This is a genomic window from Pseudogulbenkiania sp. AW2-16, assembly GCF_056824575.1.
The window spans coordinates 2,128,947-2,155,548 of sequence record NZ_CP157668.1; the positions used below are offsets into that span (position 1 = coordinate 2,128,947).

At 65.4% G+C, this 26,602-nt stretch carries 27 protein-coding genes, 5 tRNA genes and 2 pseudogenes; 22 read left to right on the plus strand and 12 right to left on the minus strand.

Annotated features, from left to right (window positions below; all coding sequences use genetic code 11):
- Nucleotides 1-206: 206 nt before the first annotated feature.
- The 3 genes from ABKF58_RS10440 to ABKF58_RS10450 all read right to left on the minus strand — a co-directional run bounded on the left by ABKF58_RS10440 (nt 207) and on the right by ABKF58_RS10450 (nt 3,546).
- The gene (locus ABKF58_RS10440) at nt 207-815 is read right to left on the minus strand and encodes a 3'-5' exonuclease (protein ID WP_482580620.1); all 609 of its coding nucleotides are present in this window, start codon (nt 813-815) and stop codon (nt 207-209) included.
- A complete protein-coding gene (locus ABKF58_RS10445) occupies nt 815-2,620 on the minus strand; it encodes a putative nucleotidyltransferase substrate binding domain-containing protein (RefSeq protein ID WP_482580621.1) in 1,806 nt (601 codons plus the stop codon). Before ABKF58_RS10445 ends, ABKF58_RS10440 begins: the two co-directional genes overlap by 1 nt.
- A gap of 131 nt (nt 2,621-2,751) precedes the next feature.
- The gene (locus tag ABKF58_RS10450; RefSeq protein WP_482580622.1) at nt 2,752-3,546 is read right to left on the minus strand and encodes a class II glutamine amidotransferase; all 795 of its coding nucleotides are present in this window, start codon (nt 3,544-3,546) and stop codon (nt 2,752-2,754) included.
- 238 nt (nt 3,547-3,784) lie between these two features.
- Between ABKF58_RS10450 and ABKF58_RS10455 the strand changes: the two genes are divergently transcribed.
- From ABKF58_RS10455 to ABKF58_RS10475, 5 genes are all read left to right on the plus strand, one after another.
- Nucleotides 3,785-4,372, plus strand: coding sequence for an MFS transporter (locus tag ABKF58_RS10455; RefSeq protein WP_482580623.1), 588 nt, complete (start codon nt 3,785-3,787; stop codon nt 4,370-4,372).
- 5 nt (nt 4,373-4,377) lie between these two features.
- Nucleotides 4,378-5,259: an Hsp33 family molecular chaperone HslO gene (gene hslO, locus ABKF58_RS10460; RefSeq protein WP_482580624.1), complete on the plus strand. Its 882-nt coding sequence runs from the start codon at nt 4,378-4,380 to the stop codon at nt 5,257-5,259.
- A 101-nt stretch (nt 5,260-5,360) separates the two neighbouring features.
- Complete coding sequence (locus ABKF58_RS10465; RefSeq protein WP_482580625.1) at nt 5,361-6,068, plus strand: GAF domain-containing protein; 708 nt, start codon at nt 5,361-5,363, stop codon at nt 6,066-6,068.
- Nucleotides 6,069-6,222: 154 nt separating this feature from the next.
- Nucleotides 6,223-6,849 (plus strand): GTP cyclohydrolase II, encoded by a 627-nt coding sequence (gene ribA, locus ABKF58_RS10470; protein ID WP_051002169.1) that lies wholly within the window; start codon nt 6,223-6,225, stop codon nt 6,847-6,849.
- 166 nt (nt 6,850-7,015) lie between these two features.
- Nucleotides 7,016-7,696 (plus strand): hypothetical protein, encoded by a 681-nt coding sequence (locus ABKF58_RS10475; protein WP_482580626.1) that lies wholly within the window; start codon nt 7,016-7,018, stop codon nt 7,694-7,696.
- Between the two features lie 61 nt (nt 7,697-7,757).
- Here ABKF58_RS10475 and ABKF58_RS10480 read toward each other — a convergent pair.
- The 6 genes from ABKF58_RS10480 to ABKF58_RS10505 form a co-directional block, all read right to left on the minus strand.
- Nucleotides 7,758-7,833 (minus strand) — tRNA-Ala (locus tag ABKF58_RS10480).
- A 4-nt stretch (nt 7,834-7,837) separates the two neighbouring features.
- Nucleotides 7,838-7,913, minus strand: a tRNA-Glu gene (locus ABKF58_RS10485).
- A gap of 9 nt (nt 7,914-7,922) precedes the next feature.
- Nucleotides 7,923-7,998 (minus strand) — tRNA-Ala (locus ABKF58_RS10490).
- A 161-nt stretch (nt 7,999-8,159) separates the two neighbouring features.
- The gene (locus tag ABKF58_RS10495) at nt 8,160-8,792 is read right to left on the minus strand and encodes a phosphoribosyltransferase (protein ID WP_482580627.1); all 633 of its coding nucleotides are present in this window, start codon (nt 8,790-8,792) and stop codon (nt 8,160-8,162) included.
- 373 nt (nt 8,793-9,165) lie between these two features.
- Nucleotides 9,166-9,241, minus strand: a tRNA-Glu gene (locus ABKF58_RS10500).
- A gap of 19 nt (nt 9,242-9,260) precedes the next feature.
- Nucleotides 9,261-9,336, minus strand: a tRNA-Ala gene (locus tag ABKF58_RS10505).
- Between the two features lie 128 nt (nt 9,337-9,464).
- Between ABKF58_RS10505 and hpnC the strand changes: the two genes are divergently transcribed.
- Genes hpnC through ABKF58_RS10545 form a run of 8 tightly spaced genes read left to right on the plus strand, consistent with a single transcriptional unit; the run spans nt 9,465 to nt 15,885 of the window.
- Nucleotides 9,465-10,277 (plus strand): squalene synthase HpnC, encoded by an 813-nt coding sequence (hpnC, locus tag ABKF58_RS10510; RefSeq protein WP_482584361.1) that lies wholly within the window; start codon nt 9,465-9,467, stop codon nt 10,275-10,277.
- 21 nt (nt 10,278-10,298) lie between these two features.
- Complete coding sequence (gene hpnD / locus ABKF58_RS10515; RefSeq protein ID WP_482580628.1) at nt 10,299-11,144, plus strand: presqualene diphosphate synthase HpnD; 846 nt, start codon at nt 10,299-10,301, stop codon at nt 11,142-11,144.
- Nucleotides 11,141-12,430 carry a hydroxysqualene dehydroxylase HpnE gene (hpnE, locus tag ABKF58_RS10520; protein WP_482580629.1) on the plus strand — a complete coding sequence of 430 codons (1,290 nt, stop codon included), beginning with the start codon at nt 11,141-11,143 and terminating at the stop codon, nt 12,428-12,430. The genes hpnD and hpnE overlap by 4 nt, the downstream gene beginning before the upstream one ends.
- Nucleotides 12,427-13,188: an SDR family oxidoreductase gene (locus ABKF58_RS10525; protein WP_482580630.1), complete on the plus strand. Its 762-nt coding sequence runs from the start codon at nt 12,427-12,429 to the stop codon at nt 13,186-13,188. Before hpnE ends, ABKF58_RS10525 begins: the two co-directional genes overlap by 4 nt.
- Before the next feature lie 13 nt (nt 13,189-13,201).
- Entirely contained in the window at nt 13,202-13,741 is a 540-nt protein-coding gene (locus tag ABKF58_RS10530; protein WP_482580631.1) for a hypothetical protein, read from the plus strand.
- Between the two features lie 17 nt (nt 13,742-13,758).
- Nucleotides 13,759-15,120 (plus strand): DNA repair protein RadA, encoded by a 1,362-nt coding sequence (radA, locus tag ABKF58_RS10535; protein ID WP_482580632.1) that lies wholly within the window; start codon nt 13,759-13,761, stop codon nt 15,118-15,120.
- Between the two features lie 28 nt (nt 15,121-15,148).
- Nucleotides 15,149-15,709: a sigma-70 family RNA polymerase sigma factor gene (locus tag ABKF58_RS10540; RefSeq protein ID WP_482580633.1), complete on the plus strand. Its 561-nt coding sequence runs from the start codon at nt 15,149-15,151 to the stop codon at nt 15,707-15,709.
- On the plus strand, nt 15,706-15,885 hold the full coding sequence (locus tag ABKF58_RS10545; RefSeq protein ID WP_482580634.1) for a zf-HC2 domain-containing protein: 180 nt from the start codon (nt 15,706-15,708) through the stop codon (nt 15,883-15,885). The genes ABKF58_RS10540 and ABKF58_RS10545 overlap by 4 nt, the downstream gene beginning before the upstream one ends.
- Before the next feature lie 211 nt (nt 15,886-16,096).
- Here the strand turns inward: ABKF58_RS10545 and ABKF58_RS10550 are convergent, their stop codons facing one another.
- From ABKF58_RS10550 to ABKF58_RS10560, 3 genes and pseudogenes are all read right to left on the minus strand, one after another.
- Entirely contained in the window at nt 16,097-16,444 is a 348-nt protein-coding gene (locus tag ABKF58_RS10550) for a DUF2325 domain-containing protein (RefSeq protein ID WP_482580635.1), read from the minus strand.
- Between the two features lie 181 nt (nt 16,445-16,625).
- Nucleotides 16,626-17,411, minus strand: a complete 786-nt coding sequence (locus ABKF58_RS10555; protein WP_482580636.1) for a hypothetical protein — start codon at nt 17,409-17,411, stop codon at nt 16,626-16,628.
- A 4-nt stretch (nt 17,412-17,415) separates the two neighbouring features.
- Nucleotides 17,416-19,097: pseudogene (locus ABKF58_RS10560) on the minus strand (ABC1 kinase family protein).
- Nucleotides 19,098-19,158: 61 nt separating this feature from the next.
- Here ABKF58_RS10560 and ABKF58_RS10565 point away from each other — a divergent pair.
- The 9 genes and pseudogenes from ABKF58_RS10565 to ABKF58_RS10605 all read left to right on the plus strand — a co-directional run bounded on the left by ABKF58_RS10565 (nt 19,159) and on the right by ABKF58_RS10605 (nt 26,363).
- Nucleotides 19,159-20,031 carry a C40 family peptidase gene (locus tag ABKF58_RS10565; RefSeq protein WP_482580637.1) on the plus strand — a complete coding sequence of 291 codons (873 nt, stop codon included), beginning with the start codon at nt 19,159-19,161 and terminating at the stop codon, nt 20,029-20,031.
- A gap of 75 nt (nt 20,032-20,106) precedes the next feature.
- Nucleotides 20,107-20,319 carry a hypothetical protein gene (locus ABKF58_RS10570; protein ID WP_008955775.1) on the plus strand — a complete coding sequence of 71 codons (213 nt, stop codon included), beginning with the start codon at nt 20,107-20,109 and terminating at the stop codon, nt 20,317-20,319.
- Between the two features lie 122 nt (nt 20,320-20,441).
- Complete coding sequence (locus ABKF58_RS10575; protein WP_014088024.1) at nt 20,442-21,689, plus strand: lipoprotein-releasing ABC transporter permease subunit; 1,248 nt, start codon at nt 20,442-20,444, stop codon at nt 21,687-21,689.
- Nucleotides 21,682-22,390, plus strand: a pseudogene (lolD, locus tag ABKF58_RS10580) (lipoprotein-releasing ABC transporter ATP-binding protein LolD). The gene ABKF58_RS10575 and the pseudogene lolD overlap by 8 nt, the downstream one beginning before the upstream one ends.
- A gap of 16 nt (nt 22,391-22,406) precedes the next feature.
- Nucleotides 22,407-23,699, plus strand: coding sequence for a mechanosensitive ion channel family protein (locus ABKF58_RS10585; RefSeq protein ID WP_482580638.1), 1,293 nt, complete (start codon nt 22,407-22,409; stop codon nt 23,697-23,699).
- A 16-nt stretch (nt 23,700-23,715) separates the two neighbouring features.
- Nucleotides 23,716-24,342, plus strand: coding sequence for a response regulator transcription factor (locus ABKF58_RS10590; RefSeq protein ID WP_008955779.1), 627 nt, complete (start codon nt 23,716-23,718; stop codon nt 24,340-24,342).
- Nucleotides 24,342-24,785 (plus strand): dihydroneopterin triphosphate diphosphatase, encoded by a 444-nt coding sequence (gene nudB, locus ABKF58_RS10595; RefSeq protein ID WP_482580639.1) that lies wholly within the window; start codon nt 24,342-24,344, stop codon nt 24,783-24,785. The genes ABKF58_RS10590 and nudB overlap by 1 nt, the downstream gene beginning before the upstream one ends.
- A 198-nt stretch (nt 24,786-24,983) precedes the next feature.
- On the plus strand, nt 24,984-25,391 hold the full coding sequence (locus tag ABKF58_RS10600) for a hypothetical protein (RefSeq protein ID WP_294866627.1): 408 nt from the start codon (nt 24,984-24,986) through the stop codon (nt 25,389-25,391).
- A 222-nt stretch (nt 25,392-25,613) separates the two neighbouring features.
- Nucleotides 25,614-26,363, plus strand: a complete 750-nt coding sequence (locus tag ABKF58_RS10605; RefSeq protein ID WP_482580640.1) for an endonuclease/exonuclease/phosphatase family protein — start codon at nt 25,614-25,616, stop codon at nt 26,361-26,363.
- The last annotated feature ends 239 nt before the right edge of the window (nt 26,364-26,602 follow it).

Here is a 26,602-nt window from a genome sequence, read left to right on the forward strand (position 1 = left end):
TGGCAGGGCGAGACAAACAGGAGGTCATGTTCGCAGTCGCCGGCATGGTGCCGGCTAGCTATTTTACGGTGATAGCTGATGGCAATCTTAAGCTGGCCAAATGGCAGGGCCGGTGTGGTGCCCGTGGGGGCGCCACACCAGGGGGGCGATTTACCGGGCCGAGCGCGTCGCCGCATGGGGGTCATGCGGTGCGGGCGTCCCCCGACTCAACCGAAGCCGCGACGCTTGAGCGCGAGGTAGAGCATGGCCGCGGTGATGGCCTTGTTGAGCGCGTCGTGGCGCGGCAGCGCGGGAACGCCCAGGTCGTCGATCAGGGCGGCCAGGTGCAGGTCGATGTGGCCGTTCGGCTGCTGTCTGAGCTTGTAGTCGTAGTAACGTCCGGAAATCTCGATCTGGCGGTTGGGCAGGCCGACGCCCAGCAGCGGGCGCAGGTATTTGTCGAGCACGGCGATGTCGAATTCGAGGTAATACCCCATCACCGGCCGCCCGCCGATGAAGTCGAGCAGGCAGCGCACCGCCTCCTCCGCGTCCAGCCCGCCGGACAGATCGCGCGGGCGCAGGCCGTGCAGGCCGACGCGCTCCCGCGTCAGCGGTCGGCCGGGTTTCACCAGCAGGTCGAGCGCCTCGCTCGTCACGATGCGATTGCCGCTCAGCCGTACCGCGCCGATCGTGAGCAGCTCGGCCTCGGCGACGTCGAGGCTGGTCGTGTTGCAGGCGAGGCTGATCACGTCGTCCGACGTTTCCTCGAACAGTCGGCGGTAGGCCGGGTCCTTGAGCTGCCGGGCCGCGAGCCGGCGCTGCCAACGCGCCAGCATCACAGGCTGCCCAGCCGGAAGTGGTGGCGCAGCATGGTCTTGAAGCGCTTGACCACGCCCAGCGCGTCCTTCAGCAGGTCGCGCTCCATCGTCGACAGGCGGGCCGGGCTGATCAGGTTGCCGCTCGGCCGGCCTTCGGCCAACGCTGCGAGTCCCTGGCCCAGGCGCAGCTGCAACAGGAAGGACAGCGCCTCGGCCACGTCGCCGGCCAGCTCCTTGTCGAGGCGGCCGCTTTCCGAGAGCCGTGCCAGCCGCTCGAAGGTGTTGTGTTCCTTCAGGCCGTACTGCAGTGCCAGCGCGCGCACGCCGTGCACGACCGGGAAGATACCGCCCTTTTTCAGGTCGAGCATGGCCTGGCCGTCCTGCTGCCGGGTCAGCAATTGCGCGAACAAGCCGAGCGGGGTGTCGAACTGCTCGATGGCGCGCGCGAAGCGGTGGTAGAAACTGTCGTCGTCGCGCAGCAGCTGTTGCAGGTAATCCTGGCAGCGCTCCAGCAGCGCCGCGTCGCCGGCCACGGCCTCGGCGTCGACGAAAATGGCCAGGTTGAGCTGGGCGTCGCGATCCGGCAGGTAAACCCAGTGGTAGAGGCGGTCGCGCATGGCGCTCTCGGACAGGCGCCAATCCGGGTTGTTGACCATGATGCGTCCCGGGCAGGGCGGGTAGCCGAAGCGGGCCAGCGCTGCGGAGAACGCCTGACAGGTGCTGTCCAGCGCCGGGCTGGTGTAGCCGTCGCGCAGGATCAGCGCGTTGTCCTGGTCGGTCTTGAGAATCTGTTCGCCGCGCCCCTCCGAGCCCATCACCAGGAGGCAGCTGTTGGCAATCAGCTCGGCGGGCGCGAGCAGCTGCCAGCTGCGTTCGAACAGCCGGGCGTTCAGCGTCTGCACCAGCCGTCCCAACTGGACGGCCTTGACGCCGTGCCCGGTCAGAATCTCCACCAGCCGCGTGATCTGCGCCGCGATGTCGGCCAGCTCGTCGAGCGAGTCGGCCTGCTCCAGGCGCTGGGCGATCAGGTGCGAGTGGTTGGAGAAATAGGACAGCAGGTCGACCTGCTCCAGGATGCCGACCGGGTTGCCGGACTCGGTCACCACCACGCGCTGGATGTTCTGCTGCGTCATGGTGAGCAGGGCGTTGAACAGGTAGTCGTCGAGCTCGCTGCAGATCAGGTCGAAGCGGCACAGCGTGCCGAGCGAGGTATCGGGCGGCGTGCCGTCGATGATCAGGTCGCGAAAGTCGCTGGTGGTGAAAATCCCGACGCGGCGGCCATGACGCACCAGGATCGACTTGGCCTTGTGCTGCTTCATCAGCCGCGCGGCGTCCAGCACGCTGTCTTCGCCGTCGAGGAACAGCGGCTTCTTGGCGTAGACGTCGCGTACCCGCGCGGTGAGCAGCGTCTGCCATTCGCGGTTGCCGCTGCGTTCGGCCAGCGCACCGAACTTCTGCGACACGCTGGCGTAGAAAAACGCGCCGAAGCGCGCGTTCTGTTCGGTCAGCGCCAGCAGCGTGGCGCGCGGCAGGGCGTAGACCAGCGCTTCCTCGTGTACCACGAATCGGTGCGCGGTGTGCCCCGCCACCAGGGCGCGGGCGTCGAAGGCGTCGCGCTCGCGGTAGACCGCGATGACCTCGTCCCCGGCCATCTCGCGCACCAGGCCCTTGATCACCACGAACAGGGTGTCGACCGGCACGCCCGGTGCCATGATCTGTTCGTCGTCGCCGTAGCACACGATGTCGGCGCTGGCTTCCAGCGTATCCCGTTCGGCCGCGCTGAGGCAGTCGAACGGCGGATGGGTGAAGTCGAAACGGCTCATGCGGGCTCCGCGATCCGGGCACGGGCTTCGGCCAACGTGCCACCCGGTTTGTCCATGCTTCGGGTAGGGCTATAGCGATAGCATAACGCCTTGCCGCCCTGCGGTGTTGGCGGCGTGGCGCCGCCGTCGCCTCAGCGCGTGGCAGCCGGCGGGGCGGTCGCCGTCAGCAACGGCGCGCCGTCGCGGAACAGCGTCAGCTGGCCCGGTACCAGCGCGGTCCAGTGCTCGTTGTCGGTCAGCGGCACGGTGGCAATGACCGCCACGCGGTCGCGCGGGGTGGTGACGGTGGAGAAGTCGACCGTCACGTCGTCGTCCACCAGGTGGGCGGTGGGAAACGGCGCCTGGCGCACGATGTAGTGCAGCTTGGTCGAGCAATGGGCGAACAGCAGCTCGCCGTTGCTCAGCATGAAGTTGAACACCCCCTTGGCGTGGAGCTCTTCGGCCAACCTGCTGACTTCCGCAAACAACTCCTCCACGCCCGGCGGCTGCGACCATTTCTGGCGTAGGGCTTCCAGGATGTAGCAGAAGGCGTGTTCCGAGTCGGTGCTGCCTACCGCGTTGTAATAGCGGCCAGGCGGCGGCGCAAAGTTCTCGAGGTTGCCGTTGTGGGCGAAAATCCAGTACTGGCCCCACATCTCGCGCATGAAGGGATGAGTATTGGCCAGGTTGACCACCCCCTGGGTGGCCTTGCGGATGTGGGCGATGACGTTTTCCGACTTGATCGGGTACTGGCGCACCAGCGCCGCCACCGGCGATTCGACCGAGGGCTTGTCGTCCAGGAACAGGCGGCAGCCCTTGCCCTCGAAGAAGGCGATGCCCCAGCCGTCGGCGTGATGGTCGGTCAGGCCGCCGCGACGGTGGAAGCCTTCGAAGGAAAAGATGATGTCGGTGGGGGTATTGCAGTTCATGCCCAAGAGCTGGCACATGGCGGTCGATCCGGTTGAGCGTTGAGGACGGCGCGTGACCCGACCCGCGCGGGGCGGTCCGGCCGAACAGGATTCATTGTTTCATGTTACTCCGCGCCGCGCCAGACGCGGCCGATGCCACCCTGGCCTCGCCGTTCCCGCGTGTTTTTCGGCTGGCGAGCGCCATCACGGCAGAGCGGCAGCCTTGCGTTTTGTGAGAAAATCCCCATCTGCCTTGTTTTCCGGAAAAGACGCGAACATGACGACGATCGTGGTGGTAAAAAAAGGCTCGCAGATCGCCATCGCGGCCGACAGTCAGACCACCTTCGGCGACGACCAGAAGCTGCTCGCCGGCTACGACCCGCATCACAACAAAATCTTCCGCCAGGGCGACAGCTACCTGGCGATCGCCGGTTCGGCGGCGCACGACTTGGTGTTGCAGAGCGTGCTCAAGGGGGTCCACAACAAGGACTTCAGCTCGCGCCAGGGGCTGTTCGACACCTTCCGCAAGTTGCATCCTAAACTCAAGGAGCAGTTCTACCTGCGCCCGGAAGAGGAAGAGGACGACCCGTACGAGTCGAGCCAGATGATGGTGGTGGTGGCCAACGTGCACGGCATTTTCGGCGTCTACCCGATGCGCGAGGTGTACGAATTCTCGCGCTTCTGGGCCATCGGCTCGGGGCGCAAGTTTGCCATGGGCGCCATGTACGTGGCCTACGAGCAGGATCTGAGCGCCGAGGAAATCGCCCGCATCGGCATCCAGGCCGGCTGCGAGTTCGACGTCAGCTCCTCGCTGCCGATGACTCTTTACACGATTGATACGGCCACCGCGGTGGCCAAGGACTGAACAGTATGACCCAACACGACACCCTGCAACGCTTCCTGTTCGACGGCGCCCCGGTGCGCGGCGCGCTGGTGCGGCTCGACGGCGCCTGGCAACAGGTCCTGGCGCGGCGCCGCTACCCGCTGCCGGTGCGCGCCATGCTGGGCGAAATGATGGCGGCCGCGGTGCTGTTGGCCGCCAACCTCAAGTTCGACGGCACGCTGATCTTGCAGATTCACGGTGCCGGCCCGCTGCGCCTGGCTGTGGTCGAGTGCAACAACGACCGTACCGTGCGCGCCACCGCCAAGTTCGACGAAGCGCTCGACGAGCGCCTGTCGCTCGCCGAGCTGCTGGGCGAGGGCGGCAAGTTCGTCATGACGCTGGAGCCGCGCGTCGACAAGGCGCAGACCTGGCAGGGCATCGTGGCGCTGGAGGGCGACAGCATCGGCCTGATGCTGGAGAACTACATGCGTCGCTCCGAGCAGCTCGACACCCGCCTGATCCTGGCCGCCAACGAGTCCACCGCCGCCGGCCTGCTGCTGCAGCGCTTGCCGGAGGGGCACGGCGATGCCGAAGGCTGGCCGCACGCGGTGACCTTGGCCGAAACCCTGCAGCACGACGAACTGCTGTCCCTGTCCGCCGACGACATCCTGTTCCGCCTCTACCATCAGGAAGCCGTGCGCGTGTTCGACGCCGAGCCGGTGTCGTTTGCCTGCACCTGCAGCCGCGAGCGCGTCGGCGGCATGCTCAAGATGCTGGGGGGCCAGGAAGTAGCCGATGTGGTGCTGGAGCAAGGCAGCGTCGAAATCGCCTGCGACTTCTGCAACCAGCACTATGTCTTCGATGAAGAGGACGTCAATGCCCTGTTCGAGTATGACGTGATGGCCGCCGTGCGCGAATCCCGCCACTGAGCCGTTGCCGCCCCGGGCCACGCCCGGGGCCGTTGCTCCTGTTTACCGCTTTTGCCGTTTTGGGCGCCGGCCACGATGCCGGCGCCGTTCAAGGAATACCCATGATCCCTGCCCGCCGTCTGGCCGCCTATCTCAAGGAACAATCGCTGCCGCTCGACAAGGTGGAACTCCAGATCGCCGCCTTGACGCTGGGCGCCGTGCTCAGCGTCGACAAGCCCGCGCCGCGCACCGACCTGTTCCGCTACCCGGTGCCGCGGCTGAGCGACGATGGTGCCTGCTCGCTGGTCGATGAACTCGCCGCCGAGCCCTACGACCTGTCGCCGCTGTTCGGTGGTGAAAGCGCCGAAGCACGCGGGGCGCTCAACGACCTGCATGCGCTGGTCGATTCGACCAACAGCCGTGTCGGCGCCGACTGGCTCGGCATCTACCGCGCGATCGGCAGCAAGGAACAGGCGCGCCTCGTCAAGCTGGCCTACCGTGGCGCCCCCAGCCGGGCCGAATTCCCGCTGACCGAAGGCTTTGCCGCCGGCAGCAACAACAGCCGGGTCGGCCTGACCGGCTGGGGCGTGGTGATCGACGACGTCACGGTCTGGCGCGACATGGGCGGCAGCTATTACGAGTGCGATCCCAAGGTGAAAAGCGAGGTCTGCCTGCCGGTGCTGGACGAGGAGGGCGTGGTGCTCGGCATCATCGACGCCGAGTCCGCCGAAGCCGGCTTCTTCACCGCCGAGCGCCAGGTTTGGCTCGCGGCGCTGGCGCTGGTGCTGGTCAGCCCGCTGGCCGGGCTGCCGCTCGTTGAAGAAAATTGATCGGATCGATTAAAACCTTTTACTTTCTCTTGTCGTATGGGCGGAGTAGCATCCGATCATCCCGGAGAAGATCCACCTGCCCGTTTCGGCGTGCAGGTTTTACCTGCCGTGCGGGCCGTTGGCCGAAGCGGCCGGTTTTTGATGTGGAGTGATGATGTCGATTGAAGCAAGCGCACCGCCACGGCTGGCGGCTGTCGCCCACGTGGCGAGTTGTCGTCTGCCCACGCCGTGGGGCGAGTTCACCATGCACGGCTTCGAGGAAGTGGCGGGTACCCGTGAACATGTCGCACTGACCATGGGCGACATCGCCGACGGTGAGCCGGTGCTGGCGCGCCTGCACTCCGAGTGTCTGACCGGCGACGGCCTGTTCTCGCTGCGCTGCGACTGTGGTTTCCAGCTGCAAGCGGCGCTCGAGGCCATCGCCCGCGAAGGCCGCGGCGCGCTCTTGTACCTGCGCCAGGAAGGTCGCGGCATCGGCCTGATCAACAAGATCCGTGCCTACCGCCTGCAGGATGGTGGCGCAGACACCGTCGAGGCCAACGAACAGCTGGGCTTCCCGGCCGACATGCGCGACTTCGGCATCGCCCGCGACATGCTCGACGAACTGGGCATCGGCCGGGTGCGCTTGATGACCAACAACCCGCGCAAGCTGCAGACGCTGCGCGATGCCGGCATCGAGATCGTCGAGCGCGTGCCGCTGATGGTGGGCCGCAACCCCCACAACGACGGTTATCTGGATACCAAGGCCGCCAAGCTGGGGCATCTGTTCCACGGACTCTGAGCGACCCCGCCGAATAAAACAGGGCCGCGCCATCTTGGCGCGGCCCTGTTTTTTTGGCCGGGACGTCACGGTGGGCTATGGTTCATAAGGGAAAGGGGGAGAGGCTGACGGCGAACAAGCCGGGGTGGGGACTGTCCTACCGATAATGTGGAAGGGAGGGCGCGACATGAGGGTCACCCCGAAAATGAGCGTGCATTTCGATGTGCCGTACGGTGCGCGGGAGCAGGATGTCTACCTGCCGCCGCGTCCTGAAGGGCCGGGCATCGCCGCGCTGCCCGCCGAAGTGTTCAGCCAGACCGTCGCGGAGTACCGGCAGTGGGCACAGTACCTGGACGAGCTGGCGCAGCGGGCGCGCCAGGGGCAGGACGAGGAGGCGCGCGCGCTGGCGCGCGGCAAGCTCAAGTTTCTGCGTCGCCGGGTGGAGCTGCTGCGCGAGGAGGCTTTGCTGTCCGCCGTGCGCGATCGCCTGCCGTTGGTGCAGGCGCTCTACCAGCTGACGGTGGAACTGGGGCAGGTGGTGATGGAGCTGACCGGGAGGATGGCGCCGGCGGTGGACGAATGGCCGCTGCCTTACCGGCTTTACAGCCGTGGCCGGCAGGCGGTTGCCGATGCCGCCCCGGCGCCGGTACCGGATGAAGGCGCCTCAGATCCGGTCAGGGAACGCCGTGCCATGGCGCGCAAGCAAGGCAACCGGCTGGAGGAGGAAGAGCGCCAGGACGTGGCCTACGTGGTAGCCGGCGTGCGCTTCATTCATGCGCTGGTGCAGGGCTGGCACGTACTGGAACAGGCGGCCGGCATCGGAGACATCGAACACAGCTTGCAGATGAGCGAGCGGTTGGCGGCCTGAGCGGGCAGAAGCGGAAGGTGAAAAGCAAAAGACCGACGTCGATGACGTCGGTTTTTTGACTTGGTGGAGATAAGCGGGATCGAACCGCTGACCTCTTGCATGCCATGCAAGCGCTCTCCCAGCTGAGCTATACCCCCAAAATGGCGTCCCCACGGGGATTCGAACCCCGGTCGCCGCCGTGAAAGGGCAGTGTCCTAGGCCTCTAGACGATGGGGACAGGAAATCGTGGTGGAGATAAGCGGGATCGAACCGCTGACCTCTTGCATGCCATGCAAGCGCTCTCCCAGCTGAGCTATACCCCCACTGAACAACCTGCCTCGTTCTGCTTGAAGCATCGCGAGAGATGCGAACTATACCGATAGCCTTTTTTTGGGTCAAGCAAAAAATGCAAAATTTTTGCCGCCCGCGTTCTCCAGATGCCAGTGCACGGAGACACAAGGCTGGGCAACACTGCGCGGGTGCTTCAGCGGCGCTGCTTTTCCAGAATCTCGACCACTTCCTCGTCGCTGACTTGGGGGAAGTGTTCGTAAAACTGTCCGACCGCGCTGAAGTTGAGAGGCGTCTCCAGGCACACCATGTCGTCAGCGTAGCTGGAAACCTGCTCCAGGGTGTCTGGCGGAGCCACCGGTACGGCGCAGACCAGCTTCGCCGGTTGCTTGGTGCGGATCGCCCGCAGGGCGGCGATCATGGTGGCGCCGGTGGCCAGACCGTCGTCGACGACGATCACCACGCGCCCGGCCGGGTCGGCAGAAGCGGCCAAGCCGCTGTAGCGTTGGCGGCGCTGATGCAGCAGCTCGAGCTGCGTTCGTTTCTCCTGTTCGATGTACTCGGTGGAGGCGCCGGCGAGCCGGGCGACGTCGGAAATGTAGGCCCAGCCGGACTCGTCGATCGCGCCGATCGCCAGTTCCGGCTGGAAGGGCGCCCCCAGTTTGCGCACCAGGACGACGTCCAGCTCCCCTTCCAGCTGGTCCGCGATGAGTTCGGCCATCGGGACTGCTCCCCTGGGGATGGCAAGGACTAGCGGGTGCTGGCCGCGGTAGCTGGCCAATCGCAAAGCCAACCGTGTCGCGGCTTGTTCTCGATCGCTGAAGCGCATGATGTTCTCTCCTGCGTCTGTGCTTCAGCATAGACCGTAGCGCGGGGTTCCATGCCTGCATGGCGGCTTTCCGGTCGCAACCATTAGGTGGGTTGCGGCACTCGAACCGAGCCGCTTGGCTTGGCGTCGTCGCACTGCCGCGCTGGACAAGTCTGAAACAACCATCGCCGCGATGCGGGGAAAGGAAGGTGAAAGTATCGCTTGGGGTGGGGTGTTGCCTAATGATTCTGGCAAGCCTCTGCGCAGGGGGCAGAAAAGAGACGCAGGATGCAAAAACAAAAAGCGCTTGGAATCGTGAGCCGACTCAGGCGCTTTTGGCAATTCGGGTGTCGGGCCGGGTTTTGCCTGTGGCAGGCTGGCCGATCGATCGATTTGGCGTCCCCACGGGGATTCGAACCCCGGTTACCGCCGTGAAAGGGCGATGTCCTAGGCCTCTAGACGATGGGGACCTAGACCGGAACGCGAGTTTGGTGGAGCTAAGCGGGATCGAACCGCTGACCTCTTGCATGCCATGCAAGCGCTCTCCCAGCTGAGCTATAGCCCCGACACGTGCGTTCAAGTGCGGCGGATTATAAGAAGGTGCGGCGGAGCTGTAAAGAGGCGGGGACGAAAAAAATCCTGCCTCGCCCCGTCGGGTATAATTCGCCGTTTCGCACTCGTCGCAAGGCCGCCATGTCGGTTGATCACTACGAAAATTTTCCGGTCGGGTCGATCCTGCTGCCACGGCGCATGCGCCGGGCGGTGCATGCCGTCTATCGTTTCGCGCGCTATGCCGACGATGTGGCCGACGAAGGTGTGCGTCCGCCGCAAGCGCGGCTGGACGAACTGGCCGCGCTGCGGGCCGAACTCGATGTGATCGGTGCAGGTGGCACGCCGCAGATGCCCCTGATGCAGGCATTGGCCGAGGCCATCCGTGCGCATGCCCTGCCGCTGCAGCCGTTCTACGACTTGTTGTCGGCATTCAGTCAAGACGTGGTCAAAGGACGCTACGAGAATTTTGCCGAACTGGTGGATTACTGCCGGCGATCGGCCAACCCGGTAGGGCGGCTGATGCTGGTGCTGTACGGGGAAACCGACCCGCGCAGCCTGGCGATGGCTGACGGTATCTGCACCGCCTTGCAGCTGATCAACTTCCTGCAAGACGTGGCGATCGACTGGCGCAAGGACCGGGTCTACCTGCCTCAAGAGGATTTGCGCCGCTTCCGGGTGGCCGAGGCGCAGATTGCCGCCGGCGACAGCGGCGGGTTGTGGACGCCGCTGATGCTCAAACAGATTGAACGGGCCCGCAAGATGTTGCAGGCCGGGGCGCCGCTGGGTAAGAAGCTCAAGGGCCGATTCGGATTGGAGTTACGCCTCATCGTCATGGGCGGCGAGCGCATCTTGCAGAAGCTGCATGCCTCGGGCGGCGACGTGTTCCGGCAACGACCGGTGCTGACCAAACGCGACTGGGCGTATATGCTGTGGCGCGCCCTGCGGGCCAACTAGACACTTTTTCAGGAGAGGCGCGTGACGCCCGACCAATATTGCCAAGACAAGGCCGCTTCCAGCGGTTCCAGCTTCTATTACAGTTTCCGTTTCTTGCCGGAGGGGCAGCGGCGCGCCATCACGGCGCTCTATGCCTTCTGCCGCGAGGTGGATGACGTGGTCGACGAATGCCATGACGAAAACGTGGCGCGGACCAAACTGGCCTGGTGGAGGGCGGAACTCGTCCGACTCTACGCCGGCCAGCCCCAGCATCCGGTGACGCAGGCGCTGCAGCCGCATGTGGCGGCCTACGCCCTGCCGCAGAAGCTGCTGGAAGAGATCATCGACGGCATGGAGATGGATCTCGACTTTGCCCGCTACGACCGCTTTGCCGATCTGCTGCTGTACTGCCATCGTGCCGCCGGGGTGGTCGGGCAGTTGTCGGCGCAGATTTTCGGCTACACCGACCAGCACACGTTGAAGTACGCACACGAGCTCGGGGTGGCGTTCCAGCTCACCAACATCATCCGCGACGTCGGCGAGGATGCCCGGCGCGGACGTATCTACTTGCCGGTCGAGGAGCTGCGCCGCTTCAACGTGCCGGCCTCCGACATCCAGCACTACCGCGAAACCGAAGCGTTCCGCCAATTGATGGATTTCCAGATCGAGCGCGCCGAGCAGTATTACCGCCAGGCCTGGGAGCAGTTGCCGAAGAGCGACGTCAAGGCGCAGCGTCCCGGCCTGTTGATGGCGGCGATCTACCGCGCCACCCTGGCCGAGATCAAACTCGACGGCCCGCAGAAGGTGCTCAACCAGCGCCTGTCGCTGACCCCGATCCGCAAGCTGTGGCTGGCGTGGAAAACCTGGGTGTTCGGCTACCAGCCGTGAGCCGCCCCCGTGTTGCCGTGATTGGCGCCGGCTGGGCCGGGCTGGCGGCCGCGGTCGAGCTGGCCGGCTTTGCCGACCTGACGCTGTTCGAGGCCGGGCGCGAGCCCGGCGGCCGGGCGCGGCGGGTGCGCGATGCCGACCTGGCGCTCGACAACGGCCAGCACATCCTGATCGGCGCCTACCGCGAGTGCCTGCGGCTGATGGCCCGGGTCGGCGTCGATCCCGACGCCGTGCTGCTGCGCCAGCCGATGAACTGGTACCGCCACGGCGGCTTGAGCCTGCAATGCCCGCCGCTGCCGGCGCCGTTGCACGTGGCGTGGGGGCTGCTGACGGCCCGTGGCATCGGCTGGCGTGACAAGTGGCGGCTGAGCCGGGCGCTCGACAGGCTCAAGCGGCAGCAGTGGCGTCTGGCCCAGGACATGCCGGTGGCCGAGTGGCTGGCCGCGCAAGGGCAGGGGGCGGCGCTGCTGGCGGGTTTCTGGCAGCCGCTGGTGTTGTCGGCGCTGAACACCCCGCTGGCCGAGGCCTCGATGCAGATACTGGCCAACGTGCTGCGAGACAGCCTGGGCGCCACGCGCGCCGACAGTGACCTGCTGCTGCCGCGGCACAACTTGTCGGCGTTGTTTCCGCAGCCGGCGTGGGCGTGGCTGGAAGGGCAGGGGGTGCAGCTGCGCAGCGGCTGCCGGGTGCGCCGGCTCTCCTTCGCCGATGGCGGCGCCGAGATCGATGACGAGCGCTTCGATGCCGCCATCGTGGCGGTCGGGCCGCAGCATGCCGCCGCCTTGCTGGACGATACGGCGTTGCCGCAGCGGCTTCAGCTTTTGCGTTACCAGCCGATATGCACGGTATACCTGCGCTTCGGCCAACGTGTGGGGCTGCCGCGCCTGATGACCGGGATCGCCGGTGGCACCGCCGACTGGCTGTTCGACCGCGAGGCGCTGAGTGGCGAGCATGGACTGGTGGCGGCGGTGATCAGCGCCCCGGATGACGCCGTCACCGCCTTGCCGCACGACGAACTGGTCGCTCGGGTGCTTGCCGATCTGCGCCGTCTGCAACCGGATCTGGCGCCGCCGCTGTGGTCGCGCGTGCTGGTGGAGAAACGCGCCACCTTCGCCGCCGTAGCGGGCGTGCTGCGCCCGGGGACGCGCATCAGCGTACAATGCGGCTATCTGGCCGGCGACTGGGTCGATTCGCCGTACCCGGCCACGCTGGAGGCCGCCGTGCAGAGCGGGGTTTCCGCCGCGCAGATGTTGAAGCAGGATTGGATGAAACAGAAAAACCGATGATGACGACTGAACAGAACAACGCAAGCCTTGCCGGCCGGGTGATCCTGGTGACCGGTGCCACTCAGGGGATCGGTCGCGAGGTGGCGCTGCATTACGCCCGCCACGGTGCCACGGTAGTGGTGCTGGCGCGTAGCGTGAAGCGCTTGGAGGGAGTGTACGACGAGATCGTGGCGGCCGGGGCTCCCGAGCCGGTCGCGATTCCGCTCGACCTGCTGACGGCCACCGACGAGCAGTTCAACAACCTGGCCTTCCAGATCAAGCAGACCTGCGGCCGGCTGGACGGCATCGTGCATTGCGCCTCGCATTTCTACGCGCTCTCGCCGCTGTCCAATCAGACGGTGGACGAGTGGATGAACCAGTACCGCACCAACACTGTGGCGCCGTTCGCGCTGACGCGTGCCTGCCTGCCGCTTTTGACCGAGTCGCCGGACGCCGCGGTGCTGTTCGTGGGCGAAAGCCATGGAGCCAAGCCGGGCGCGTACTGGGGCGGCTTCGGCGCCTCGAAGGCGGGCCTGCATTACCTCACCGCCGTGGCCGCCAACGAGTGGGACGTCTACCCCAACCTGCGCGTCAACCTGCTGATTCCCGGCCCGGTCAACGCGCCGCAGCGCACCCGTACCCACCCGGGCGAGGCCAAGACCGAGCGTGCCCCGATCGCCGACCTGCTGCCGCACTTCCTGTTCTGGGTGAGCGAGGCCAGCAAGGGGCAGAGCGGTCGGGTGATCGAACTGGACCTGCGCCCGCAACTCGTCTCCTGAAGAAAGGGGCCTCATGCGTTCCCTGCTCGTCATTCCCCTGCTGCTGACCTTGGCTGGCTGCAACTGGGTCAGCAACGTCTCCGGTCTGTCCAAGGACGCCAACAAGGCGGTCGGTGCTGCCTGCCGCCAGAGCGGGCGTTCGCTGGAGGAGTGCTACCAGCGTAATCCCGACGCCGACAAGGCGCAGATCTACGCTGGCTGGCGGGAAATGCACGAGTACATGGTCAAGCAGAAGCTCGAGACCATCGCACCTCCTTCAGACCCAGTCGCACCGGCCACGCCCGCGGCGGCGCACAAGCCGGAGGCCAGTGCGGCCTCGGCGGGCGACAAGCCGCAGGCCCAGCTCACACCGGAAGAGGCCGACCGGGCGATGCGCAACGATCCGCAGGTGGCGGCGGTGCTGGCCGCCATCCGCCGCGGGGGACTGCCGGCCAAGGCTCCGGCCCAGGCTGGCTCGGCAAAAGACCCGTCGGACGAGGAAAAGCAACTGCTCGACATCATCAAGCAACTCAACAAAAAGGGCGGCAGCGCCGCCGCCTCTCCCGCCGGCTGAGCGCCGGCGACATTCGCATGGCCAAAATCAAGACCGTTTACAGTTGTACCGAATGCGGCGGGCAGTCGCCCAAGTGGCAGGGACAGTGCCCGCACTGCCAGAGCTGGAACACCCTGGTGGAAACGGTGCAGGCGCCGGCTTCGGCCAACCCGCGTTTCCAGGCCTGGGCCGATACCACCAGCCCGGTGCAGGTGCTGTCCGAGGTCGAAGCGGTGGAAGTGCCGCGCGAGCCGTCCGGCATCGGCGAGCTCGACCGCGTGCTGGGCGGCGGCCTGGTGCGCGGCGCGGTGATCCTGATCGGCGGCGACCCCGGCATCGGCAAGTCCACGCTGCTGTTGCAGGCGTTGTCGGAGGTCGGTGCGCGCCGCAAGGTGCTGTACGTGTCTGGTGAGGAATCGCCGCAGCAGATCGCGCTGCGCGCCTCGCGCCTGGCGGTCGACCCGGCGCGCGTGCGCTTCCTGGCCGAGATCCGCCTCGAGGCCATTCTCGCCACGCTGAAGCAGGAGGCGCCCGAGGTCGCGGTGATCGACTCGATCCAGACGCTGTACACCGAGCAGGTCACCTCGGCGCCCGGCTCGGTATCGCAGGTGCGCGAGTGCGCCGCCCAGTTGACGCGCATGGCCAAGCAGACCGGCACCACCATCCTCCTGGTCGGCCACGTCACCAAGGAAGGCTCGCTGGCCGGCCCGCGCGTACTGGAGCACATGGTCGATACCGTGCTGTATTTCGAGGGCGAGTCGCACTCCAGCCACCGCATGATCCGCGCCATCAAGAACCGCTTTGGCGCGGTCAACGAGCTGGGCGTGTTCGCGATGACCGACAAGGGACTCAAGGGCGTGTCCAACCCGTCGGCGATCTTCCTGTCGTCGTACCGCGACGACGTCGCCGGGTCCTGCGTGCTGGTGACGCAGGAGGGCACGCGACCGTTGCTGGTCGAGGTGCAGGCGCTGGTGGACGACGCCCACGGCTTCCAGCCCAAGCGGCTCACCGTCGGGCTGGAGCAGAACCGGCTCTCCATGCTCTTGGCCGTGGCGCACCGTCACGCCACGGTGGCGTGCTTCGACCAGGACGTGTTTCTCAACGCCGTGGGTGGGGTGAAGATCTCGGAACCGGCGGCCGACCTGGCGGTGATCCTGGCTATCGTCTCGTCGCTGCGCAACCGTCCGCTGCCGGAAAAACTGGTGGTGTTCGGCGAGGTCGGCCTGGCCGGCGAGGTGCGTCCGGTGTCGCGCGGCCAGGAGCGCCTCAAGGAAGCGGCCAAGCTCGGCTTCACCCGCGCCATCGTGCCCACCGCCAACCGCCCGCGCCAGCCGATCGACGGACTGGAGATCGTGGCCGTGGACCGCTTGGCGGACGCCATCGACTATTGCAAGGCATGACCATTCACCTGGGAAGGGCCGCAGCACGATGATGACTCCCGAACTGATCGAGGCGGAACGTCCCTACCTGCTGCGCTACGCCTTGGCGCAATTGCGCGACCGCCAGGCCGCCGACGAAGTGGTGCAGGAGACGCTGCTGGCGGCGCTGGAGTCGCGTTCGTCGTTCGCCGGCAAGTCGTCGCCGCGCACCTGGCTGACTTCGATCCTGCGCTTCAAGCTGGTCGACGCCGTGCGCCGCCAGTCGCGCGAGGCACCGCTGGAGCCGTTCGAGGACACGCTCGACGACGGCGACATCGACGCCCTGTTCGACGCCAGCGGCCACTGGCAGCACGCCATCCGCGCTTGGAGCGGACCGGAGCAGGAACTGGTCGCCAAGCAATTCTGGGAAGTGTTCGAGCGCTGCTCGCAGGTGATGCCGCGACGTACCACGATGGTGTTCGTGATGCGCGAGGTGATCGGCATGGAGATTGCCGACATCTGTAAGAACCTCGACATCACCGCGACCAACTGTTCGGTGCTGCTGTACCGGGCGCGCATGAGCCTGCGGGAATGCCTGGAAATCCGCTGGCTGGGAGGAGGTGCCGCGTGAGAATCAACTGCAAACAGGCCAGCCGGCTGATTTCCGATGCACTCGACCGCCCGTTGAGTAAGAGCGAGTACCTGCGCCTGCGCATTCATCTGTTCCTGTGCGGCAACTGCAGCGAATTCTCGCACCAGCTGCAGCTGATGCAGCAAGCGGCACGCAAGGCCGGGCGAGGGGAGTAGCCCGCCGGGCGCTCAGCAGCATGGATCAAGGCCGGACGTCGTCCGGCCTTGATCATTTCTGGGGAGCCTCAGAACCTGTTTAGGATCTCGCGAGCTAGAGCGAGACAAGGCAAAAACGGCTGAGGAAGCGCAGTTTACACGGGGTAAATGAGCGTTCCGCAGACGGTTTTAACGCCGTATCGTCGACGCACAGCAGATCGTAAACAGGTTCTCAGTGCCTGCCCTTGCCGCGCTTGGCGGCATTGGGACAGTTGGCGCAGGCGCTTTGCTCGCACAGGCCGACGCCGCTCAGTGATTGCTTGAGCGCGCACACCGAGCGGCGGCAGGCGATGAAGCGCACGTTCTGTTCCGAGGCCAGGGCGCGGAAGTGACGCATCACGTTGTGGCCGAGGAAGTCGGTGAACAGGATCAGCATGTCGGTGCCGGCGGGCAGGCGGTCGAGCTTGCGCTGATGCGAGCTGTTGCGTCCGCTCAGATGGCGATGGATGGAGATGCCGAAACTCTCCAGCACGGTGGGGATGTTGCCCAGGGTGTCGGCGCCGACCAGCATGGCGTTCATCGGGTGCTCCTTGAGGATGAGTAATTGAATAAATGATAATTATTATCATTTGTTAAGTCAACGACTCGCGATCGCCACCTTGCCGGGCCTGTTGCAAACCGGAAACAGCCTGCTGGAGGCGCCGTGCCGGGGCGTCTGCCGGGAAGGATGCCGCGCAGCAAGAAGAGGGGCGATGCGGGAGCTAGTTGTCGGCCAGGACGCGGATGCGCACGGTGCGTTCCACCGAGTGCAGGCGCTGGCTGACGCCGATCAGCATCACTTGCCGTCCCTGCTCGTCGAGACCTACGCTGCCGACGTTCAGCCACTCGCCGACGGCGCCTTCCACCGAGGTGCTCAGCCGATTCTGCTCGATGCTGCCGACGCCGAAGGCCTCCTGGCGCGCCGCCAGCTCCACTACCACGCGGCTGCCGTTGCGCCTCGGCCGTACGTAAAAGCCCGTCACGGCATCCTGATACTCGGCCCCGCGCAGCAGGCCTCCGCGTGGCGTGACCATCAGCCAGGGCAGGGGGCGGCTGCTGCCGCTCTCGATGAAACCGCTGCCGCCGTCGAGTAGGCGCAGCGTCTGGCGGCTGCGACTGCTGCTCCGGCTTTGCGTGGCGTCGGCGCCGAGGGCCAGATCGCGGCGGCGGCGCCCGAGGTCAAGCTCGACGTTGCCGATGCGCGCCGCGCCACCGAGCGACAGCGTGGAGTCGCTCTGGCGCGCGCCACCGTTCTGTTCGACCTCGATCAGCAGATTGCTCGGGCGCACGTCCAGGGTGCGCGCCAGGCGGCGCAGGGTGGCGAGCCGCGCCGGCGAGGCATCCAGGATCAGTTGCCGCCCCAGGCCGCTGGCACTTTCCCCCGGCTGGAGGTGGGGGGCGATGGCGTCGGCCACCTCGCGGCCATCGCGCCAGCCCAGGTCGATCACCTCCAGGGCCATGACGTTGGCCGAAGCCAGCCATAAAGCGGCAAAGAGTGCATGTTTCATGGCTTCACCATTCCTTGCCGGCGCGCCAGATCGACCAGATCAGCCAGATGCTGTTGAAGAATGCCACCATGAAGCCCAGAAAGCCGAAGAAAGGTAGCCCGAACAGCTTGGGCCCGGCGTTCACCGTCATGACGATGGACGAGCCGATGATCAGGCAGCCGGTGACGATGCCCATGGTCAGCCGGTTGGCGGTGCGGTCGAGCTGGCGGCCGAAGCTGTCGAGCCGCTGCAAGTCGAAGTTGATGCGGAACTTGCCGTGGCGGATGTCCTTGCCCAGCCGGATCAGGTCGCGCGGCAGGTCGCCGATCATGCCCATGGCTTCGACCAGGGTCTGTTTGCCGCGCTTGAGCAGCGTTTTCGGCGTGTAGCGGTTGAGGATCAGCTCGCGCACGAACGGCGTCAGGTGCTCGACCAGCTGGAAGTCCGGGTTGAGCTGGCGCCCCAGGCCTTCCAGCGTGATCAGCGCCTTGAACAGCATCGCCATGTCCGGCGGCAGCACGATGCCGTGGTCGCGGATCAGCGCCATGATGTCGACGATCAGCTGGCTGATGTTGAGGTCCTTCAACGGCACGTGCTCGTACTGGAACATGAACTCGCTGATGTCGTCGGCGAACTTGTCCTCGTCGACCGGGGTCGTGCCGGTCCACTCGATCAGCACGTCGATCATGGCGCGTTCGTCGCGCCCCGACAGGGCGGCAAGGAGGTCGACGATCTCGTCGCGGCGGGCATGGCTGATGCGCCCGACCATGCCGAAGTCGATGAAGGCGATGCAGTTGTCGGGCTGGAAAATCACGTTGCCGGGGTGTGGGTCGGCGTGGAAGAAGCCGTTGATCAGGATCATGCGCAGCACTGCGTCGGCGCCGCGGTCGGCCAGCGTGATGGGGTCGAGCCCCGCCGCCTGCAGCGCGTCGACCCGGGTGGCAGCCTGGCCGTCGATAAAGTCCTGAACGTTGACCGCGGGGTTGGTGTAGTCCCAATACACCCCGGGCACGTGCACGAAGGGGTCGTCGGCGAAATCCCGCCGGAAGCGCTCCATGTTGCGCGCCTCGATCGCCAGGTTCATCTCGCGGTTGAGCGACCGGGCGAACTCGTTGACGATTTCGGTCGGCTGGTAGCGCCGGGCATCGGGAAACTCCAGCTCGATCAGCCCGGCGATATGTTCGAGGATGCGCAGGTCGGCCTGTACCTTGGGCAGGATGCCGGGGCGGCGCAGCTTGACGGCCACCACGGTGCCGTCCTTGAGCGTGGCGCGATGCACCTGAGCGATCGAGGCCGAGCCGATCGGCTCCATCTCGAATTCCGCGAACAGCTCCTCGATCGGGTGTCCCAGCGCCTGCTTCACCAGGTGTGGCACCTGCTCGGGGTGCAGGGGGGCACGTTGCTTTGCAGCTTCTCGAATTCGGTGATCCACTCCTGCGGGAAGACGTCGACGCGGGTGGAGAGAATCTGTCCCAGCTTGATGAAGGTCGGGCCGAGTTCCTCGAACGCCAGGCGCACCCGCACCGGCGGTGGCAGGCCCTCGTCGCCTTCCGGCAAGGGAAGATTCAGCCAGGCGCCGGCCTTGGCCAGTGCCCGTGGCAGCTTCAGGCGCTGGGCGAACTGGCCGAGTCCGTGGCGGAACAGGATTCCGGTGATTTCCTTCAGGCGCGGCAGGTCGCGCATGGCGATCAGGGTTTCTTTCAGCATCGGGTATCCCGCATTTTGGGTTGGCTTTACACTCCACGCCTCGTCCGATAGAGTGCGGCCTATGAAATTGCATCTGCACCTACTGGCTTGGGTGCTGGCTACCTTTATGGTATTGGCTTATGCCGCGCCAGACAAAGCCCCCACGGAAAATCACCCCGCCGCCGAGACTCAGGAAGACCCCATCGGCAAGTTTGCCGCACCGGGCGAAGAGGCTGTCGGCGACTTGTTGTTGCAGGCGATGAGCCTGCTGGGCGTAGCTTACCGTTTTGGCGGCAGTAATCCTTCGGCAGGCCTGGATTGCAGTGGTTTCATTCAGTATGTATTCAAAAAATCATTACGGGTGAATCTGCCGCGCACGGCGGCGGAAATGGCGCATACCGGAAAAGCGGTCGATAAAAGTGAACTGGCGCCCGGTGATCTGGTCTTTTTCAATACCCGTGGCTTCCAGTACTCGCATGTCGGCATCTACATGGGGGGCGGCAAGTTCATCCACTCCCCGCGCACCGGCAAGTCGGTCGAAGTCTCCAACATGAATCAGGATTACTGGACGTCGCGCTACAACGGCGCCCGGCGCGTGAACCGCGGCTCGGCCTCGAATTTCGTGCGTGACGACAGTGAGCCGGCTCCGGTGAAGAACGTCTCGAAGGCGGTGGCGGAGGCCAAGGCGCCGAGTGCCAAGGTGGTCTGCCGCAAGGGGCGGCGCTGCAAGCAGGAAGCCGCGGCGGCCGAGGCCAAGGATTCGGGCGCCAAGGTGGTCTGTCGCAAGGGCCGTCACTGCAAGCAGGAACAGGCCGTCTTCGACAAGGGCAAGGCTTCCGCCAAGACGGGCAGGTCGTCCCGTGGCAAGAAGGCCGAAGAGACCAGGAGCAAGTCGTCCGTGGCCGGCAAGTCCGCCAAGGGCGCCCACAAGAAAAAAGTGGCCTCGTCGCATTGATGCGGCATGCCGCGCGCTACCGTCGATGCCCGCCCTGGCGGGCATTGCGTTTTTGAAAGTCGAACGGAACGTCCTATGAAACTGCAACAACCGGTTTGGCTCGATCCGGAGGGCAACGTGGTCGCCTGCGTCGAGAAGATCAAGGTGATGAACGAGAACCTCGAAGAGCTGGCGCAGATGGCGCAGGATGCCTTCGAGGATGCCATCCTGATGGGGTGCGACGAGCGTCAGGTGCGCGCCTTCCTGGTGGCGATGATGCAGAGTCTCGACAACCCCTACCAGGGCTGAGCGCCGTTGACGTCAACCGCCCGCGCGGCTGCCTTGCCTCTTTGCCCCGTGGCGCCAATCGTACTGGCCTCGATGCGCGCCACGACGTTTACCTATTGCTCCCTGCCCGAGGATTCTTCCGGATGGCCCTCCCTTTTGAAGCCCTGATCGGCTTCCGCTACCTGCGCGCCAAACGCCGCAACGGTTTCATTTCCTTCATTTCGCTGGTGTCGGTGCTGGGCATCGCCCTCGGTGTGGCGGCGCTGATCATCGTGCTGTCGGTGATGAACGGTTTCCAGAAGGAAATCCGCGGCCGCATTCTCGGCGTCGCGTCGCACGTCGAGGTCAGCACCTACCAAGGCAAGTTGTCGGACTGGCCATCGGTGGCCGGGCTGGCCGCCAAGGAGCCGCACGTCATTGCCGCCGCGCCCTTCGTCAATGCCCAGGGCTTGATGTCGGCGGCCGGCAACGTGCGCGGGGCCCTCATCCGCGGCATCGACCCGGCCAGCGAGGACCGCGTGGTCGATGTCGGCAAGCACATGGTGACCGGCAAGCTGGCCTCGCTCAAGCCGGGCGAGTTCGGCATCCTGCTGGGGGTCGAGCTGGCGCGCCAGCTCAACGTCGTGACCGGGGACAAGGTCACGGTGATCACCCCGGAGGGCAGCGTCACCCCGGCCGGCATGCTGCCGCGCCTGAAGCAGTTCACCGTGGTGGGCATGTTCAAGGTCGACATGTTCGAGTACGACTCGTCGCTGGCGATGATCCACCTCAAGGACGCCCAGGTGCTGTTCCGCATGGGCAGCATGGTGAGCGGGGTGCGCCTGAAGCTGGACGACCCGATGGCGGCGCCGCTGGTGAAGGCCGAGCTGCGTAACAAGCTGTCGGCCAGCGCGCTCACCACCGACTGGACCGATACCAACGCCAACTACTTCCGCGCGGTGCAGATCGAGAAGCGCATGATGACCATCATCCTGACGCTGATCGTCGCCGTGGCGGCGTTCAATCTGGTCTCCTCGCTGGTGATGGTGGTCACCGACAAGCAGGCCGACATCGCCATCCTGCGCACCCTGGGGGCCGCGCCTTCCAGCATCATGAAGATTTTCATGATCCAGGGCGCCGTGTCCGGCGTGCTGGGGACCTTCTCCGGTGTCGCCGGTGGGGTGCTGGTGGCGCTCAACCTGGACGTCATCGTGCCGCTGATCGAACGCATCATCGGCACCAAGATCCTGTCGAGCGAGGTGTACATGATCGACTACCTGCCGTCCGACGTGCAGTGGAGCGATGTCTCCACCATTACCGTGATTTCGCTGCTGCTGGCCCTCGTGGCCACGTTGTATCCGAGCTGGCGCGCGGCGCGTACCCAGCCGGCGGAGGCCCTGCGCTATGAATAAGGTATTGCGTTGTCACGATCTGACCAAGGTCTACGACGAGGGCGGGCTGAATGTCCAGGTGCTGTCGAAGGTGACGCTCGAGGTGGAAAAGGGCGAGCGGCTGGCCATCGTCGGTGCCTCCGGCTCGGGCAAGAGCACCTTGCTGCACCTGTTGGGCGGGCTCGACACCCCGAGTTCGGGCGAGATCGAGGTGCTGGGGCAATCACTGTCGCGCCTGAGCGAGCGTCAGCGCGGCGAGCTGCGCAACCGTTCGCTCGGTTTCGTCTATCAGTTCCACCACCTGCTGCCGGAATTTAGCGCGCTGGAAAACGTCATGATGCCGCTTTTGATCCGGCGCATGCCGCGCGCCGAGGCGGAGCAGCAGGCTGCGGAGATGCTGGGCCGTGTCGGCCTGTCGCGGCGTCTGGCACACAAGCCGGGCGAGTTGTCCGGCGGCGAGCGGCAGCGCGCCGCCATCGCCCGCGCGCTGGTGACGCGGCCGGCCTGCGTGCTGGCCGACGAGCCGACCGGCAACCTCGACCGGGGCAACGCCGACGCGGTGTTCGAACTGATGCTGGAGCTGAACGCCAGCCTTGGCACCAGCACTGGTGATCGTCACCCACGACGACCGTCTGGCGAGCCGCGCCGGGCGCGTGCTGCGCCTGACCGACGGCGTGCTGTCGGTCGATGCGCCGCAACCGGCTCTCTCTGTCACCCATTAAGGAAGGCTTCCTCGGCATGCTGGTCAACGGCGACAAACTGCTTACCCTGGAAAAACTGCTGCTGACGCTGGAAACGCCAGCCGGCTGGCTGGAACTCGTGCTGGCGTTGGCCGCATTCATGGCGGGCCTGTACGTGGCGAGGAGGGTGTACCGCCGCCTGTTCGCCCTTCATCCCGAGCGGTATGACCGTTTTCTGCCCTACGCCAGTTTCCGCCTGGTGCTGCCGCTGGCGGCGCAGGTGCTGGTGATTGTCAGCGCGGGGCTGTGGCGCCTGGCTCTGGGCGAAGCGCCGCAGCTCCTGCCCATCGCCAGCGCCATGCTGTTCTGGCTCGGGCTGATCCGCCTCGCCACCGCCATGGTGCGCCAGGCGCTGCCCAAGGGGCGCTTCGAGCGCACCACCGAGCATTTTCTCGCCACGCTGTTCTGGCTGGGCTTCGTCAGCTGGGCCATCGGTGTCGATACCCTGGCGGTGGACTGGCTGGAGTCGATCCGTTTCCACGTCGGCAAGGTCGAGGTCAACCTGTACATGATCCTGACCGGCTTGCTGTGGGTGGCCATCATCCTGGTGGGCTCGCTGTGGGTGAGCCGCATCATCGAATCGCGCGTGATGAAGCTCACCGATATCGACCTGAGCCTGCGCATCGTGTTCACCAAGTTGGCGCGGACCGTGCTGTTGGTGGCCGGGGTGATGGTGGCGCTGCCGATCATCGGCATCGATCTCACCGTGTTGTCGGTGTTTGGCGGTGCGCTCGGCGTCGGTCTCGGCTTCGGCTTGCAGAAGATCGCCAGCAATTACGTTTCCGGCTTCATCATCCTGCTCGACCGCTCGATCCGCATCGGTGACCGGCTGATGATCGACAACCGCACCGGCTACGTCACCAAGATCACCTCGCGTTACGTGGTGCTGAAAACCGCCGACGGCTCGGAGGCGCTGGTGCCGAACGACACGCTGATCGCCAGCACCGTGATCAACCAGTCCTATTCGGACAAGAGCATCTGGACCAGCGTGACGGTGCAGGTCGGCTACGACAGCGATCTGGAACTGGTGCTGCGACTGTTGCGTGAAGCCGCCGTGCATCCGCGCGTGCTGCACGACCCGGCGCCGGCCTCGTTCGTCACCGCCTTCGCCGACAGCGGCATCAACATGGAGCTGGGGTTCTGGGTGGCCGATCCTGAAAATGGCTTCCTGGGGCTCAAGTCGGAGATCAATCTGGCCATCTGGCGCGCTTTCAAGCAACATGGCATCACCATCCCGTTCCCGCAGCGCGAGGTGCGCATACTGGCCCAGGCCAGCGGGGACGCCGCCTAACCACGAGAGGGAGAGCATGTCGGATAAGCAGCTTGCGGTGATTGACGATGACGAGGCGGTGCGCGACTCGTTGATCTGGCTATTCGACGGGCAGGGCTTCCAGACCACGGGTTTCGACAGCGCCGAGGCTTTTCTGGCCGGTCCCGGCCCGGCTGCTTTCAATGCGCTGATCGTCGATTTGCGTCTGTCCGGCATCAGCGGCATCGTGCTGCTCGAAAGGTTGGCCGAACACCCCTACTGCCCGCCGGTGATCATGCTCACCGCGCACGGCGACGTGCCGCACGCGGTGGCGGCGCTCAAGCTCGGCGCCATCGATTTCATGGAGAAGCCGTTCGACGACGGCCGGCTGCTGGCCATGGTCGACCAGGCGCTGCTGCGCGACCAGCAGGAGCGCGACCGCTTCGGGCGGCTGAGCCGGCTCAACCAGTCGCTGGCGCTGCTCACCGAGCGCGAGCGCGAGGTGATGCAGCTGATCCTGGCGGGCAAGCTCAACAAGCAGATCGCCGACGAACTGGCGATCAGCATGAAGACGGTGGAAGTGCACCGCTCGCGCGTGTTCGACAAGATGGGCGTCAAGTCGGCGGTCGAATTGGCCGGGCTGATGGCGGTACTCGACAAGCCGGACGCCGGGAGCAAGGGCTGATGGGCAACAAGCAGCCGGTATCGGTGCTGGTGGTGATTCATTCCACCGACGGTCAGGTCTTGCTGATCGAACGCGCCGACCGCGCCGGTTTCTGGCAGTCGGTGACGGGCAGCCGGGAAGGGCAGGAGGCGTTGATCGACACCGCGCGACGCGAAGTGCGCGAAGAGACCGGGCTCGACGCCGATGCCTATGCGTTGAGCGACTGGCACATCACCAATCGTTACGAAATCTATCCGCACTGGCGCCATCGCTACCCGCCCGGCGTGACCGAGAACGAAGAGCATGTGTTCGGTCTGCTGCTGCCGGCGCCGCGGCCGGTGACGCTGGCCCCGGACGAACATAGCCGCTACCAGTGGCTGCCCTGGGCCGAGGCCGCCGACAAGGTTTTTTCCCCTTCCAACGCCGAGGCGCTGCGCCTGTTGCCGCGCTACCTGCCGTCCTGATCTCGCCCTCTCTCCCGCCTGCCGGCTCGTTCCGGGTGGCGCGTGCCGGCTGCGTTTGCTTTAATGGATTGCCGGCACCGGCGGGCTTGCTGCAAGTCGTGTTGGGGGTTGTAAGAAAACCTTAAAATTGTTCCGGCTTACCCCATGTTAAAATTGCATGACATGTAATTTTATTCTTTATAAAAGCAAGGATTGACGATGAACGCTGCCAAGAAAATCAGGAAGTACATTGAGTCGGGCGAGAACGCAGAACAGGTACAGGTGCTGAAAGATCTGGCCGCAGCGTTGGAACTGGGCCAGTCGTTCGACCTGAAGGCCTTGTACGAGATCGACATGCGCTATTTCGAGGCGGCGATCGAATTGCTGAACGACTGGCGTTTCGACCGCCGCATTTCCTCCCGCAGCAAGCTGCTTGAGCGTCTGCTGGTTGAGACTGCTCCCGAGGCCAAGGTGGAGGTGCCTGCCGAGGCGGTGGTGGCGGAGGCTCCTGTCGTGGTGGCCGCCGAGCCGGTGGTGGTGGCCGAGGTGAAGGAGGTGGTTGAGCTTAAGAGCCCGAAGGCCCCGAAGGCTCCGCGTGCCGCCAAGAGTGCCACCACCAAGAAGTAAGCCGTAGCCTGGACGCGGCCCGGCGCCTAACCCCAACAGCCCCGCCACGCGGGGCTGTTGTTTTTGCCGATGCGGCAAGGCGCGGGGTGTGCCGGCTGTCTATAGTGGGTTTATCCGATTGGCGTTTTTTTGTCTCGTCAGGCCGGGCGGGCAGTACCTGCCGGGTGCCGCCGTGGCAACCCGGTAACGCCCAGGCGCGATGCGGAAGGGCTGGCTGACGTAATGGAACCGCTCAAGGTTTCGACCTACAATATTCACAAGGGGATGTCGGTGCTCAACCGCCATGTCAGGGTGGAAGACATGGCCAAGGCGCTGGATTCGCTGTCATCCGACGTGATGTTCCTGCAAGAAGTACAGGGCAAGAACCTGTTGCGCACGCTGAGCCACCACGAGTGGCCGCGCATCCCCCAGCACCAGTACCTGGCGCGTCAGCTCGGGCGCAAGGCCGCCTACGGCCTCAACGCCAGCTACGGCCATGGCCATCATGGCAATGCGGTGCTGACCCGCTTTCCGATCACCTCCTGGTGCAATCTCGACATCTCGGTCAACCGTTTCGAGAGCCGCGGCGTGCTGCACTGCGTGCTGGAGCCGCCCGGCTGGAGCACGCCGGTGATCGCGCTGTGCGCCCATCTCAACCTGCGTGCCGGCGACCGGCGCAAGCAGTACGCCACGTTGGCGCGCTACATCCGCGACAACGTCCCGCCGCACTATCCGCTGATCCTGGCCGGCGACTTCAACGACTGGCGCGGCGAGGCGACCGACCGGCTGCTGGCCGAGAACGGCCTGCACGAGGTGTTCCAGCACCTGTTCGGCCAACATGCGCGCAGCTTTCCGTCGCGTCTGCCGCTCTTGACCCTGGACCGCATCTACGTGCGCGGCCTGCGCCCGGTCAACGCCAGGGCCCATCACGGCGCGCCGTGGAACGGGCTGTCCGATCACCTGCCGTTGTCGGCGGAATTGCTGCCGGTGTGAAGGGAGAATACCCTGGAGTGTGGTGTGGTCTAGTGGCTTTGACTGGTGGCTGGCGCGTAAGTAGTGAAAATCGCACTTTCGGTCTTGACCGTAAAGGAAAAAACATGTTCAATACAGAAAACTATCGCCGATTTGAACACAGCTTGCGGGCGTAAAATAGCTAAAGCGTGGACAGCCCACAGGGTTGTAACGATTTTCGATCCCGAAGATTTCCATGCACAAAGCCCGCCGTGTCCACG